This window comes from Ehrlichia muris subsp. eauclairensis (assembly GCF_051097115.1).
Taxonomy (GTDB): Bacteria; Pseudomonadota; Alphaproteobacteria; order Rickettsiales; family Anaplasmataceae; genus Ehrlichia; species Ehrlichia muris.
On sequence record NZ_CP118226.1, the window covers coordinates 38,649 to 52,307 of the forward strand.

The 13,659-nt window shown below is 31.2% G+C and carries 14 protein-coding genes; all 14 read right to left on the reverse strand.

All coding sequences use genetic code 11. The features are described 5' to 3' along the window. Positions 1–25: 25 nt before the first annotated feature. The 14 genes from PVA18_RS00200 to PVA18_RS00265 all read right to left on the reverse strand — a co-directional run bounded on the left by PVA18_RS00200 (position 26) and on the right by PVA18_RS00265 (position 13,653). Positions 26–856: a P44/Msp2 family outer membrane protein gene (locus PVA18_RS00200; RefSeq protein WP_045805218.1), complete on the reverse strand. Its 831-nt coding sequence runs from the start codon at positions 854–856 to the stop codon at positions 26–28. Between the two features lie 338 nt (positions 857–1,194). Then, positions 1,195–2,028, reverse strand: coding sequence for a P44/Msp2 family outer membrane protein (locus PVA18_RS00205; protein WP_045805217.1), 834 nt, complete (start codon positions 2,026–2,028; stop codon positions 1,195–1,197). Positions 2,029–2,299: 271 nt separating this feature from the next. After that, the gene (locus tag PVA18_RS00210) at positions 2,300–3,133 is read right to left on the reverse strand and encodes a P44/Msp2 family outer membrane protein (RefSeq protein WP_045805216.1); all 834 of its coding nucleotides are present in this window, start codon (positions 3,131–3,133) and stop codon (positions 2,300–2,302) included. Positions 3,134–3,406: 273 nt separating this feature from the next. After that, positions 3,407–4,243, reverse strand: a complete 837-nt coding sequence (locus PVA18_RS00215; RefSeq protein WP_045805215.1) for a P44/Msp2 family outer membrane protein — start codon at positions 4,241–4,243, stop codon at positions 3,407–3,409. 322 nt (positions 4,244–4,565) lie between these two features. Then, the gene (locus tag PVA18_RS00220; RefSeq protein ID WP_045805214.1) at positions 4,566–5,417 is read right to left on the reverse strand and encodes a P44/Msp2 family outer membrane protein; all 852 of its coding nucleotides are present in this window, start codon (positions 5,415–5,417) and stop codon (positions 4,566–4,568) included. 606 nt (positions 5,418–6,023) lie between these two features. Further along, positions 6,024–6,920: a P44/Msp2 family outer membrane protein gene (locus tag PVA18_RS00225; RefSeq protein ID WP_045805213.1), complete on the reverse strand. Its 897-nt coding sequence runs from the start codon at positions 6,918–6,920 to the stop codon at positions 6,024–6,026. Between the two features lie 23 nt (positions 6,921–6,943). Then, positions 6,944–7,837 carry a P44/Msp2 family outer membrane protein gene (locus PVA18_RS00230; protein ID WP_045805212.1) on the reverse strand — a complete coding sequence of 298 codons (894 nt, stop codon included), beginning with the start codon at positions 7,835–7,837 and terminating at the stop codon, positions 6,944–6,946. Positions 7,838–7,860: 23 nt separating this feature from the next. Continuing rightward, a complete protein-coding gene (locus PVA18_RS00235; RefSeq protein ID WP_045805211.1) occupies positions 7,861–8,739 on the reverse strand; it encodes a P44/Msp2 family outer membrane protein in 879 nt (292 codons plus the stop codon). Positions 8,740–8,762: 23 nt separating this feature from the next. Beyond that, on the reverse strand, positions 8,763–9,656 hold the full coding sequence (locus PVA18_RS00240) for a P44/Msp2 family outer membrane protein (RefSeq protein WP_045805210.1): 894 nt from the start codon (positions 9,654–9,656) through the stop codon (positions 8,763–8,765). Between the two features lie 23 nt (positions 9,657–9,679). Next, positions 9,680–10,525, reverse strand: coding sequence for a P44/Msp2 family outer membrane protein (locus PVA18_RS00245; protein ID WP_045805209.1), 846 nt, complete (start codon positions 10,523–10,525; stop codon positions 9,680–9,682). 9 nt (positions 10,526–10,534) lie between these two features. Next, positions 10,535–11,365: a P44/Msp2 family outer membrane protein gene (locus PVA18_RS00250; protein WP_045805208.1), complete on the reverse strand. Its 831-nt coding sequence runs from the start codon at positions 11,363–11,365 to the stop codon at positions 10,535–10,537. An 8-nt stretch (positions 11,366–11,373) separates the two neighbouring features. Then, entirely contained in the window at positions 11,374–12,228 is an 855-nt protein-coding gene (locus tag PVA18_RS00255) for a P44/Msp2 family outer membrane protein (protein ID WP_045805207.1), read from the reverse strand. After that, positions 12,221–12,700 (reverse strand): hypothetical protein, encoded by a 480-nt coding sequence (locus PVA18_RS00260; RefSeq protein ID WP_156135912.1) that lies wholly within the window; start codon positions 12,698–12,700, stop codon positions 12,221–12,223. Before PVA18_RS00260 ends, PVA18_RS00255 begins: the two co-directional genes overlap by 8 nt. Positions 12,701–12,816: 116 nt before the next feature. Continuing rightward, positions 12,817–13,653, reverse strand: coding sequence for a P44/Msp2 family outer membrane protein (locus PVA18_RS00265; protein ID WP_045805206.1), 837 nt, complete (start codon positions 13,651–13,653; stop codon positions 12,817–12,819). Positions 13,654–13,659 lie beyond the last annotated feature (6 nt).

Sequence of the window (13,659 nt, forward strand, 5' to 3'; positions counted from 1 at the left end):
ACTTAAACAGACATGCATTATTAAATTAGAAGGCAAACCTCCCTCCAAGTTCTATACCGAAATGGCATACATTTAGTGTGACTATTGCAAAGTGGTTTCCTGCAAGAGTTGATCCACTAGGTACTATGGCAGGAACGTCTTTAAATTCATTTCCTATTACCTTATGAAAATGTCCACCAACAAACACAGAGGTTTCTGGGCTTATAGAATAACTTAAGCCTAACTTCCCTTGATAAGAAATCTTAGGACTTGTAGCTTCAAACATAGATACTAAGTCGGTACCAATACCTGCACATATGTAAGGAGAAAAAGGTATTCCATCTGTTGTTACATCATAGCATGCATTTAACATAAATGATATATCGGATAAACCTTCATTTTTTAACACAACAAACTTGTTTTCTGCAATTGTTGCGTCGTGAGACAAAGCGTAATATCTATGAGCTTCATTCTTGTAGTTATTACCCTGATTTTTAACATCAAACGTTTCATAAGATACTTCAAATTCTACTCTTGGACCACCCATTGAATAACCAATAGCTCCTGCAAAGCCTAAAAATGGGTTATTTTCGTACTTGAATGAATAATTTGAAATTGTGAATACACTTGTTGGACTAGTGTTAGATATTGCAGCTCCATTCCAATCTTGTTTTAAGCCAAATGTTTTAGCTGTTGCATTTTTTTCCTCTTTAGCTGAAAATACTCCAAAGTGAGAAGCACTTGGCATATATTTCCCGCTGATATAGAAGTTACCACTAACATTACTATCCTGTATTGGATCAGAAAATGATACTCCAGGTAAGAAAGATATTAATGATATTAGTGCACTTTTTATAAAAATTCTTTTGCAATTCATACATAACCTAATAGTGACAAATAAACTAACAATAGTAGAACTATAAAATAAAAGCAAGTCAGAATGTAGGTTTTGATATGAAATATTGGTTATTTTTGTAAGAAAAATTTAATATATTATGCAAAACTGATAATAATGCAAGGCACCTTAGTTTTAGGTATCTTAATATGTACATAATTTTGTGTGAAAATAGCAAAAAAATATAATGGGTTTATTTAATAAGTTTTGTCCCCCCCCCCCCCTATTATTGCTACATTCTTTTGCCACTATTTTCTTTTTTGTCTGCAGCAATAATGAAAATAATTTTAGATCATTTTTAACATGTGGCAACAACAAAATTAGAAGCTAAACCTTCCTCCAAGTTCTATTCCAAAATGACATACACTTAACGTTACTATTGCCATGTCTGGAGTTGCTGTTGATGAAGCGAAAGCCTTAAGAGTAGGGATGTCTTTAAATTCACTTCCTATAGCTTTATGAAAGTGTCCACCAACAAATACAGAAGCTTCTGGACTTATAGAATAACTTAAGCCTAATTTTCCTTGATAAGAAATTTTAGGATTTGTAGTTTCAAACATAGATACTAAATCAGTGCCAATACCTGCACATACGTAAGGAGAAAAAGGTATTCCATCTGTTATTATATCATAACATGCATTTAGCATAAACGATATGTCAAGTAGTCCTTCGTTCTTTAGTAGAACGTATTTATTTTGTTTTGCTTTTCCAGAATTATCTTCTTGACCTAAAGCACAGTATTTATGAGCATCATTTTTATAATTATTACCCTGATTTTTAACATCAAATGTTTCATAAGATACTTCAAACTCTACTCTTGGACCACCCATTGAATAACCAATAGCTCCTGCGAAGCCTAAAAATGGGTTATTTTCATATTTAAATGAATAACCTTTATTATTAAAATCATCATCAATATGTGTTCCTCCTACACCTGTCCAATCTTGTTTTAACCCATATAATGCTACAGTAGGATTTTTTTCCTCTTTAGCTGAAAATACTCCAAAGTGAGAAGCACTTGGCATATATTTTCCACTGATATAGAAGTTACCGTTAGAGCTACTATCTTGTACTGGTTCAGAGAATGACACTCCAGGTAGAAAGGACATTAATGACATCAATGCTGTTGTTATAAAAATTTTTTTGCAATTCATATTACACACCTAAAATAGTGAAAATAAGCTAACAATAGTGGAAGTGTAAGGTAAATGCAAGCTAGAAGGTAACTTTTTATATAAAATATCTGTGATTATTGTAAGAAAAATTTAATATATTATGCAAAATTGTAATAATTGGACTTTGCATTAGTAAGTTTTGTCCCCCCCCCCCTATTATTGCTACATTCTTTTGCCACTATTTTCTTTTTTGTCTGCAGCAATAATGAAAATAATTTTAGATCATTTTTAACATGTGGCAACAACAAAATTAGAAGCTAAACCTTCCTCCAAGTTCTATTCCAAAATGACATACACTTAACGTTACTATTGCCATGTCTGGAGTTGCTGTTGATGAAGCGAAAGCCTTAAGAGTAGGGATGTCTTTAAATTCACTTCCTATAGCTTTATGAAAGTGTCCACCAACAAATACAGAAGCTTCTGGACTTATAGAATAACTTAAGCCTAATTTTCCTTGATAAGAAATTTTAGGATTTGTAGTTTCAAACATAGATACTAAATCAGTGCCAATACCTGCACATACGTAAGGAGAAAAAGGTATTCCATCTGTTATTATATCATAACATGCATTTAGCATAAACGATATGTCAAGTAGTCCTTCGCTCTTTAGTAGAACATATTTATTTGCTGTAGGTTTGGTAGTGCTATCTTGTTGGGTTAAAGCGCAGTACTTATGGGCATCGTTTTTATAATTATTACCTTGATTTTTAACATCAAATGTTTCATAAGACACTTCAAACTCTACTCTTGGACCACCCATTGAATAACCAATGGCTCCTGCGAAGCCTAAAAATGGGTTATTTTCATATTTAAATGAATAACCTTTATTATTAAAATCATCATCAGTATGTGTTCCTCCTACACCTGTCCAATCTTGTTTTAACCCATATAATGCTACAGTAGGATTTTTTTCCTCTTTAGCTGAAAATACTCCAAAGTGAGAAGCACTTGGCATATATTTTCCACTGATATAGAAGTTACCATTAGAGCTACTATCTTGTACTGGTTCAGAGAATGACACTCCAGGTAGAAAGGACATTAATGACATCAATGCTGTTGTTATAAAAATTTTTTTGCAATTCATATTACACACCTAAAATAGTGAAAATAAGCTAACAATAGTGGAAGTGTAAGGTAAATGCAAGCTAGAAGGTAACTTTTTATATAAAATATCTGTGATTATTGTAAGAAAAATTTAATATATTATGCAAAATTGTAATAATTGGACTTTGCATTAGTAAGTTTTGTCCCCCCCCCCCCCTATTATTGCTACATTCTTTTGCCACTATTTTCTTTTTTGTCTGCAGCAATAATGAAAATAATTTTAGATCATTTTTAACATGTGGCAACAACAAAATTAGAAGCTAAACCTTCCTCCAAGTTCTATTCCAAAATGACATACACTTAACGTTACTATTGCCATGTCTGGAGTTGCTGTTGATGAAGCAAAAGGTTTAAGAGTAGGGATGTCTTTAAATTCACTTCCTATAACTTTATGAAAATGCCCACCAACAAATACAGAAGCTTCTGGGCTTATAGAATAACTTAAGCCTAATTTTCCTTGATAAGAAATTTTAGGATTTGTAGTTTCAAACATAGATACTAAATCAGTGCCAATACCTGCACATACGTAAGGAGAAAAAGGTATTCCATCTGTTATTATATCATAACATGCATTTAGCATAAATGATATGTCAAGTAGTCCTTCACTTTTTAACAATACGTAGTTATTCGCTGAAGCGTTATTCCCAGATCCTGTTTTATCCAAAGCGCAGTATTTATGAGCATCGTTTTTATAATTATTACCTTGATTTTTAACATCAAATGTTTCATAAGACACTTCAAACTCTACTCTTGGACCACCCATTGAATAACCAATGGCTCCTGCGAAGCCTAAAAATGGGTTATTTTCGTATTTAAATGAATAGCCTTTGTTGTTAAATTCGTTGTCGTTGTGTGTTGTTGATGATACCCCACCCCAATCTTGTTTTAACCCATATAATGCTGCAGTAGAATTTTTTTCCTCTTTAGCTGAAAATACTCCAAAGTGAGAAGCACTTGGCATATATTTTCCACTGATATAGAAGTTACCGTTAGAGCTACTATCTTGTACTGGTTCAGAGAATGACACTCCAGGTAGAAAGGACATTAATGACATCAATGCTGTTGTTATAAAAATTTTTTTGCAATTCATATTACACACCTAAAATAGTGAAAATAAGCTAACAATAGTGGAAGTGTAAGGTAAATGCAAGCTAGAAGGTAACTTTTTATATAAAATATCTGTGATTATTGTAAGAAAAATTTAATATGTTGTATTATCTGATATAGAAAGGAAAAGTGTACTTTCTTACTAAAGCCAACATACTAAGATATTTATAGTAAAAATGAAACACCTTTCATCAGAAAAAGCAGAAACACACAAGGGAAAACTTGAAATAACTTCACATTTTCCCTATGATATGAATTGCTAAGTTTTTTTACTGTTTATTATGTGTAACAGTAAATAAATAAAGCTAGAAGGTGAATCTCACTCCAATTTCTCCACCAAAGTATCCAGTGTCAAGAGTTACTGAAGCGGATGTAGTTTGAGGAGCTTCACTTAATAGTACAGGTGTTATTACAGGTATCTTGTTAAACTGATTTCCTATAACTCCATGATAATATCCTCCAATAAATGCAGAAACTTCCGGTGTAATCGGATAACTAACACCTATTTTTCCTTGATAAGCAAATTTTAAGTTAAAATCTTTAAATATACTTATAAGGTCTGCTCCTATACCTGCACATGCATATGGTATAAAAGGTACTCCTTCAGCTGTAATATCATAACAAGTATTAATCATTAACGACATGAAAGTTATATTCTCGTTTTTAAGTACCACATATTTCTGATCTGCTACTGTATCTTCACGAGACAGCCCAAAGTACTTATAGTAGTCACTACTATCACTGTCATTACTCTCAGGATTTTGTGCATTAAATTGTTGGTATGCAGCCTCAAGTTCTATTCTTGGTCCATCCATAGCATAACCAATACTTCCTGAGAACCCTGATATTAAATTACTACGAAATTCAAAAGCTGGATCTGTTGTCGTGAAATCACTATGGGTAGCTATACTTCCATTTTTCTTTAATCCAATAACTTTTTTAGTAACAGAAGTTGTTCCATTAATAGGAGTTTCTTCAGCTGAAAATTTTCTAAAATGTGATATACTTGGATTATATTTTACACTAATATAGAAGCCTTCTTTGTTATCGTTGATTCCTGTGTCATTAGAAGTTACAGGATCTGCAAAAGACTGGTACGGTAAGATTGACATTAATGAGATTAATGCGCTCCCTACAAAAATTTTCTTATAATTCATGTTAATAAACCTTTTATAAAAGATAATCAAAATTTAAGAATAATAAAAGAAGTAAAGAAAAGCAAGTCTAGAATACAAAATTTCTTTTAAATTTACAGTAAAAGTAATTGATATTTAAAATAATTAGAGAAAATTTTTAATAAAAATTTACAATTAATTTTACTAATTGGTTAATAAAATATCATTAAAGTATACTTTTATAGTCTTATTACATCGTATATTTATTGTTATAGAACATCAATCAATACTTTATACATTTATCTATTAATAATGGTGTATGTTCTAATAAGTAAATCTATTATCTTAATTCTTTATATTATAACATATATTAATAAATATGGAATGGTAAATTAATTAAAATTTATTTAAAAATCATTCTAGCAAAGCAGAATACAACTTGATAGATATTGTTTGAAATATTAGGAGGAAGATCCTTAAAAATATGTACTATATAACTTAAAGCTTTTTTGTTAATAGGATATAATTTTATTATTAATTTAAAACTAGAAAACCTGTATATACTTAATATACGCTACCTTTATTGTTAAGTAACCATTGAATAATGAGAAACACTATTAGTTTCTCATTATTTCAATAGTTAAATGGTTAGAGTGTGAATCTTATTCCAACTTCACTGCCAAAGTATGCGACATCAAGTGTGGCAACTGCTGATGTAACTTTAGGAACGTTTGCTAAATCTTGAACGTATTGAACATTCAAATTTTTAAACTTATTGCCTATTACTTGGTGATAATATCCGTTAACAAATAGATTAATTTTAGGGAATAGCTGATAGCTAATACCTAGCTTACCCTGATAAGCAAATTTCACATGTAAAGCATCAAAAAACTCTATGGCATTTATACCCATTCCTACACATATGTAAGGTGAAACCGATAACTCATCTAGAGAAAAATCATAGCAAATGTTGGCTATTGTAGCTAAAATAGATAGGCCGTCATTTTTCATTACAGTATGGAAAACACCTTGAGGTGCAGAGGTACTTTTATTTTTTGGCTGAAAACTACTACTTTCTAAATCACGTGCTAAAGCAAAGTAGCGATAAGCATCCTTTACTTTTGTATAGCCTCCAGGATTTTTTACATCAAATTTTTCATAAAATCCTTCTACTTCAATTCTTGGGCCTTCAGAAAAAGAATAACCAATAGCTGCATTAAAATTAACAGCATTGTCTTGAAATTCTACAGTATAAGGAATATTGAAATGCTCTGGTTTACTAATACCTTTATCTCCATTAGCAGTACCAATTTCAACAGAATCAATGTCTTTTTTAAGAGCTATAAGCTGCTTCGTAGCAACATTTGTTTCTTTTACTGAGAAATTGCTGAAAACAGATACACTAGGTTTGTATTGTCCGCTAATATATATCCCGAAATGTTTTTCAATTTTATTATTTACAGTTTCTGAAAACGATATGTTAGGTGATGATAATAACAATACCAATGCTGTACTTATTACAATAAATTTGTTTTTCTTGCTCATGAAATTTCCTGTATTTAATTAAATTAGAATATAAACCTTGCTCCAATTCCACCACCAAAGTATTCAATATTAAGTGTAGCAACTGCTGATGTAACTTTAGGTGCATCATTTAATTTATAAACATGTTGAACATTTAAATTTTTAAACTTGTTGTCTACTACTTTATGATAATAACCATCAGCAAATAGGCTCACATTAGGAGATAATGAATAAGTAATGCCTACTTTACCTTGGTGTGCAAACTTAATATGCAATGCATCAAAGAACTGTATAGCATCTACACCCATACCTATACACATATAAGGTGATATTGGCAAACTACCTAAAGTAAAATCATAACAACCATTGATCATTGCAGATGAAATGGATAACCCGTCATTTCTCATCACAACATGATAAATACCATTTGGATCACTACTATTTTTGTTTTTTGGGTGAATTGTAGTACCTTCTGTCTCACGTGCTAAAGCAAAGTAGCGGTAAGCATCTTTTACTGTTGTATAATCTCCAGGGTCTTTAACATCAAATTCTTCATAAGAACCTTCTAATTCAATTCTTAAGCCTTTAGAATAGAAGAATCCAACTGCTCCGCTAAAATTGGCAACATTATCTTGGAATTTTGGCATGTAAGGAATAGTGAAATTGTCTGGCTTACTAAGCCCTTTGTCAGCATTATTTTGACTAACCTCAACAGAATCAATATCTTTTTTCAAAGCTACCAACTGTTTTGTAGGGACATTTGTTTCTTTGACTGAGAAATTACTAAAAACAGAAACACTGGGCTTATATTGTCCGCTAACATATAACCCTAATTTATTAGTATTACTATTTATATTTTCTGAAAACGATATATTAGGTGATAGCAATAAGTACATCAATGCTGTACCTGCTACAATGAATTTATTTTTCTTACTCATGAAACTCCCGTATTTAATTATAATTAAAATGTAAACCTTACTCCAACCTCACCACCAAAGTATCTGACATTGAGTGTAGCAACTGCTGATGTAACTTTAGGTGCATCATTAAGATCAGCTACGTGCTGAACATTTAAGTTTCTGAATTGGTTACCTATTATTTGATGATAATAACCACCGGTGAATAGGTTAATATTAGGAGATAATGAATAAGTGATGCCTAATTTACTTTGACAAGTAAGTTTAATGTGCAATGCATCAAAAAATTCTATAGCATCTACGCCTATACCGCCACATATATAAGGTGATACTGGAAAATCATTGAGAGAAAAATCATAACAACCATTAATTGTAACAGACGTTATAGATAGGCCATTATTCTTCATTACAGTGTGATAAATACCAGTCGATTTGTCTTTGGGTTGAGTTGCACTATCTTTCATTTCACGTGCTAAGGCAAAATACCGAAAGGCACCATTTAATGTATAACCTCCAGGGTTTTTAACATCAAATTCTTCATAGGATCCTTCTATTTCAATTCTTGGGCCTTCAGAAAAGGAATAACCAATGGCTGCATTAAAATTAACAGCATTGTCTTGGAATTCTACAGTATAAGGAATGTTGAAGTGATCTGGTTTACTAATACCTTTAGTGGCATTGGTGTCGACCTCAACAGAATCTATATCTTTTTTAAGAGCTATAAGTTGCTTTGTAGGAACATTTATTTCTTTAACTGAGAAATTACTAAAAACGGAAACACTAGGTTTATATTGTCCACTAATATATAATCCGAAATATTTTTCAATACTATTGTTTATAGCTTCTGAAAAAGATATATTAGGTAATGATAACAAATACACTAATGTTGTGCCTACCACAATAAATTTGTTTTTCTTGCTCATGAAATTTCCTGTGTTTAATTAAATTAGAATATAAACCTTGCTCCAACTTCACCACCAAAGTATCCGACGTCAAGTGTAGCAATTGCAGATGTAGCTTTAGGAGGGTTTTGCAATTCATAAACGTGTTGAACATTCAAATTTTTGAATTTATTGCCTAGTACTTTATGATAATAACCATCAGCAAATAAGTTCACATTAGACGATAATGAATAGGTAATGCCCACTTTACCTTGATGTGCAAACTTAATATGTAATGCATCAAAAAACTGTATAGCATCTACACCCATACCTATACACATATAAGGTGATACTGGCAAACTACCTAAAGTAAAATCATAACAACCATTGATCATTGCAGATGAAATGGATAGCCCATCATTCTTCATTACAGTATAATAAATCCCATTTGGTGAAGTAGAAGTCTCTTTATCTTTTGGTTGAGTTTCACCAGTTTTTGTATCACGTGCTAAAGCAAAGTAGCGGTAAGCATCTTTTACTGTTGTATAACCTCCAGGGTCTTTAACATCAAATTCTTCATAAGAACCTTCTAATTCAATTCTTAAGCCTTTAGAATAGAAGAATCCAACTGCTCCGCTAAAATTGGCAACATTATCTTGGAATTTTGGCATGTAAGGAATGGTGAAATTCTCTGTCTTACTAAGCCCTGTGGTAGCATCTTTACTAATCTCAACAGAATTAACATCTTTTTTCAAAGCTATCAACTGTTTTGTAGGGACATTTGTTTCTTTTACTGAAAAATTACTAAAAACAGAAACACTGGGCTTATATTGTCCGCTAACGTACAACTCCAATTTATTAGTATTACTATTTATATTTTCTGAAAACGATATATTAGGTGATAGCAATAAATACATCAATGCTGTACCTGCTACAATGAATTTATTTTTCTTACTCATGAAACTCCCGTATTTAATTATAATTAAAATGTAAACCTTACTCCAAGCTCACCACCAAAGTATCCGATATTGAGTGTAGCAACTGCAGATGTAAATTTAGGAGCACTATCTAAATCAGCTACGTGTTGAACATGTAAATTTTTGAATTTGCTATCGATTACTTTATGATAATATCCATCAAGAAATAAACTAACTTCAGGGGATATTGAATAACTGAGACCCATTTTACCTTGGTAAGCAAGCTTAACGTGTAAGTCATTGAAAAATTCTATAAAGTCTCCTCCTATTCCTGCGCATATATAAGGCGTTGCTAATATACTATCTGGCTCAAAGTCATAACAAACATTTAGCATAACAGATGAAATTGACAGCCCATCGTTTTTCATTACAGTAAACTTTCCACTCTGAGGATTGGTGTTCTCCATAGCACGTGCTAGAGCAAAATATCTGTATGTCTCTACAACAGATCCTTCAGGATTTTTAACGTCAAATTCTTCATGAGAAGCTTCTACTTCAATTCTTAATTCTTTAGAATATGAATATCCTATAGCTCCGCTAAAACTAATAGCATTATCTTGAAATTCTGCAATGTAAGGAAAATTAAAATTTATATTATTAGCAATATTAGTGCTATTGACAGCACTGATGTCTTTTTTAAGTCCCACTAATCGAACAGTATTAAGATTTGTTTCCTTAACTGAGAATTCACTAAAATGAGAAACTGCTGGTCTGTATTGCCCTCCGATATATAACCTAGGTTTGAAATAAGTGTAATTACTTGTATTTTCTGTAGAAAATGCATTAGATAGCAATAATAAATTTGCTATGAATGATACACCTATTGTAAAAAAGCTTTTTTTATTACTCATAATATTCCTTTAAAATGTGAGTCTAACTCCAATTTCGCCACCAAAATAACCAATGTTAAGTGTAGCTACTGCATATGCAGGTTGAGGATCTGTGTCAACTACATGTCGGATATTTAAGTTATGAAATTGATTGCCTATAACCTTGTGATAATATCCATCGACAAATAAACTTGCTCTAGTAGCTAAATAATAATTAAGACCTAACTTACCTTGGTATGCTAATTTGATATGCAATGCATCAAAAAACTCTATAAAATCTCCACCGATGCCAGCGCATACATAAGGTGATATTTCTAAATCTTTTAAAGAAATATCATAGCAGCCATTAAACATAACAGAAGCAATAGATACACCGTCATTCTTCATAACAATGAATTTTCCAGAAGCAGGACTATTATTTGTAACTTCTCTAGCCAATGCAAAATATCTATAAGTGTCTTTTACTACACAATCTCCAGGATCTGTAACATCAAATTTCTCGTAAGAACCTTCAAGCTCAAATCTCGGACCTGTAGAATCAGAATAACCAATTGCTCCACTAAAGCTAGTTATGTTATTTTGAAATGTCACTTTATAAGGAACATTAAAATCTGTATTAGTGTTAAAATGATTAATAGAGAGAGCCTGATGTTTTAACCCTATTAATTGAACCGTATCATGATAAGTTTCTTTAACTGAGAATTTGTTGAAATGAGAAATTCCTGGTTTATATTGCCCGCTTATATATAATCCAGAAGATTGACTAGTAACATTATTGTTAACTTCTGAAAAAGATATGTTAGGCAACAGCAATAGGTAAGCTAAAGTTGTTCCTATTGTAATAAATTGTTTTTTATTCATAAAACTCCTTAAAATATAAACTTTAACCCAAATTCACTGCCAAAATACTCAATATTGAGAGTAGCGACTGCAGAAGTGGCCTTAGGTGCTTCAGTAAGATTTACAACATGCTGAACATTTAAATTTTTAAATTGATTGCCTATTACCTTATGATAGTATCCATCAGCGAATAAAATAATATTAGAAGATAACGGATAACTAATGCCTAATTTTCCTTGATAAGCAAATTTAAAACGTACAGCACTAAAAAATTCTATAATATCCCCACCAAACCCTGCACATATGTAAGGTGATATCTTTAAGTTATTTAAAGAGAAGTCATAACAACCATTAATTATAATAGAGGCGACAGATAAACCGTTATTTCTTATAACAACGTACTTGCCTGTGTCAGGATAATTTTGACCACTGGCTATTGCCCTTGCTAAAGCAATGTACTTGGCTGCTTCATTTATTGTATAATTGCCAGAATCTTTAATGTCAAATTTTTCATAAGATCCTTCTATTTCAATTCTTGGTCCTTCTTGAGCAATATACCCAACAGCTCCATTAAAGCTAATAGCATTATCTTTGAATTTGGCATTATAAGGAGTATCAAATTTTGTATTTGTTTTTATGTCTCCTGTAATGGAACTAGCATTTTTTTGTAATCCAAGTAACTCTTTAGTGTCGGTATAAGTTTCTTTAACTGAAAAATTACTAAAATGAGAAACAGTAGGTTTATATTGTCCACTAATATATAATCCAGTACGTTTAATATTCTCAGAAATATTATTTGATTCTGAAAAAGATTGTATAGGTAAGCATGACATTAGACATACTAGTGCTAACCTTACTATAGAAAACATTTTTTTACTACTCATAAGAACTTTCCTTATTGTTTAATATATTTCTTACTCGAGCTCTACCACTAAAACCTCTAATACTAGGTATAGATGTTATTACTAGAGTATTTTTGTTATGTTGATTTATAAGATGGCTACTATCAATTCCTAACTTATATTGATAAATAAGAATCATATATAAAGCATCAAGGAAGTGAGAGCTTTTGATAGTAGCAATGTGTGTGTAGCATGATGTTTCAATGTTTCTCAGAGTACCATGAAAAATCTTGAGTATGATATCATAAGGGCTTTTAATACAAAGAAATACCCTATAAAAAATTTGTAATTTTTGATGAAACTTTAGAGATTCGCTATCTAGGGATAACTTAGTATAATTAAAGCTAGTAATAACATTTTCAACATTTATTAATTTTTTTGTGTTAGCATTAAAAATGTTAACCTTATAAAGCCCAATAGTATGTATAATAAAATCTTTAATGTTGCTGCTCATACCCACAAGCATTAGGAAAATGTAAATATAAAAAACAAATAACAAAAGTATTAAAACATACCTTACTGTAATAAATTTTTCCTTATGTATCATAGCAAGATTACCTTGTTATATTATTAAAATATAAACCTTACTCCGGCTTCACCACCTAAATAAGCAACATTGAGTGTAGCTACTGCAGAAGTCATTTTGGGGAATTCACTGAGTGCAACAACATGATTAACATTTAAATTTTTAAATTTATTCCCTATAACTTTATGGTAATACCCATTGGCAAATATGTTAATTTTAGAAGATAAGTGATAATCGATACCTAGCTTACCTTGATAAGCAAATTTAATGTGCAAAGTATCAAAAAATTCAATAAAGTCCTCACCGATACCTGCACATATATAAGGTGATACAGCTAAATTATTGAAAGATAAATTATAACAACCATCAATCATAATTGATGTAATAGACATACCATTGTTTTTCATAACTGTGTATTTAGTAGAATCAGGATTATTCCCGCTCATACTACGTGCTAGCGCGAAAAATCTAAAAGCATCCTTTGATGAACAATCTTTAGGATCTTTAACATCAAATTTCTCATAAGAACCTTCGATTTCAAATCTTAGTCCATCTGGATAAGAATATCCAATAGCTCCACTGAAGCCTGCAACATTATCTTGAAATTTTACAGTATATGAATCTTGGAAATTTGTATTAGTTCCAAGAGCAATAGAAGTTGCATCTTTTTTATATCTTACTAATTGTTTGGTACCATTATTGGTTTCTTTGACTGCAAAATTAGTAAAATGAGAAACTCCTGGTCTATATTGTCCTGCAACATATATACCACTAGTACTGTCACCTATATTATGATTTACAGCTGAGAAAGATTCAATAGATAAAAATGACAGTAGAGATGTAAATACTGTTCCTATTATAGTAAAGTTTTTGTTATTCATAAAAAA

Bases quoted from the DNA above. Each gene is read 5' to 3' on its own strand.
- PVA18_RS00200 (WP_045805218.1), bottom strand. From the start codon at position 856: ATGAATTGCAAAAGAATTTTTATAAAAAGTGCACTAATATCATTAATA.
- PVA18_RS00205 (WP_045805217.1), bottom strand. From the start codon at position 2,028: ATGAATTGCAAAAAAATTTTTATAACAACAGCATTGATGTCATTAATG.
- PVA18_RS00210 (WP_045805216.1), bottom strand. From the start codon at position 3,133: ATGAATTGCAAAAAAATTTTTATAACAACAGCATTGATGTCATTAATG.
- PVA18_RS00215 (WP_045805215.1), bottom strand. From the start codon at position 4,243: ATGAATTGCAAAAAAATTTTTATAACAACAGCATTGATGTCATTAATG.
- PVA18_RS00220 (WP_045805214.1), bottom strand. From the start codon at position 5,417: ATGAATTATAAGAAAATTTTTGTAGGGAGCGCATTAATCTCATTAATG.
- PVA18_RS00225 (WP_045805213.1), bottom strand. From the start codon at position 6,920: ATGAGCAAGAAAAACAAATTTATTGTAATAAGTACAGCATTGGTATTG.
- PVA18_RS00230 (WP_045805212.1), bottom strand. From the start codon at position 7,837: ATGAGTAAGAAAAATAAATTCATTGTAGCAGGTACAGCATTGATGTAC.
- PVA18_RS00235 (WP_045805211.1), bottom strand. From the start codon at position 8,739: ATGAGCAAGAAAAACAAATTTATTGTGGTAGGCACAACATTAGTGTAT.
- PVA18_RS00240 (WP_045805210.1), bottom strand. From the start codon at position 9,656: ATGAGTAAGAAAAATAAATTCATTGTAGCAGGTACAGCATTGATGTAT.
- PVA18_RS00245 (WP_045805209.1), bottom strand. From the start codon at position 10,525: ATGAGTAATAAAAAAAGCTTTTTTACAATAGGTGTATCATTCATAGCA.
- PVA18_RS00250 (WP_045805208.1), bottom strand. From the start codon at position 11,365: ATGAATAAAAAACAATTTATTACAATAGGAACAACTTTAGCTTACCTA.
- PVA18_RS00255 (WP_045805207.1), bottom strand. From the start codon at position 12,228: ATGAGTAGTAAAAAAATGTTTTCTATAGTAAGGTTAGCACTAGTATGT.
- PVA18_RS00260 (WP_156135912.1), bottom strand. From the start codon at position 12,700: ATGAGCAGCAACATTAAAGATTTTATTATACATACTATTGGGCTTTAT.
- PVA18_RS00265 (WP_045805206.1), bottom strand. From the start codon at position 13,653: ATGAATAACAAAAACTTTACTATAATAGGAACAGTATTTACATCTCTA.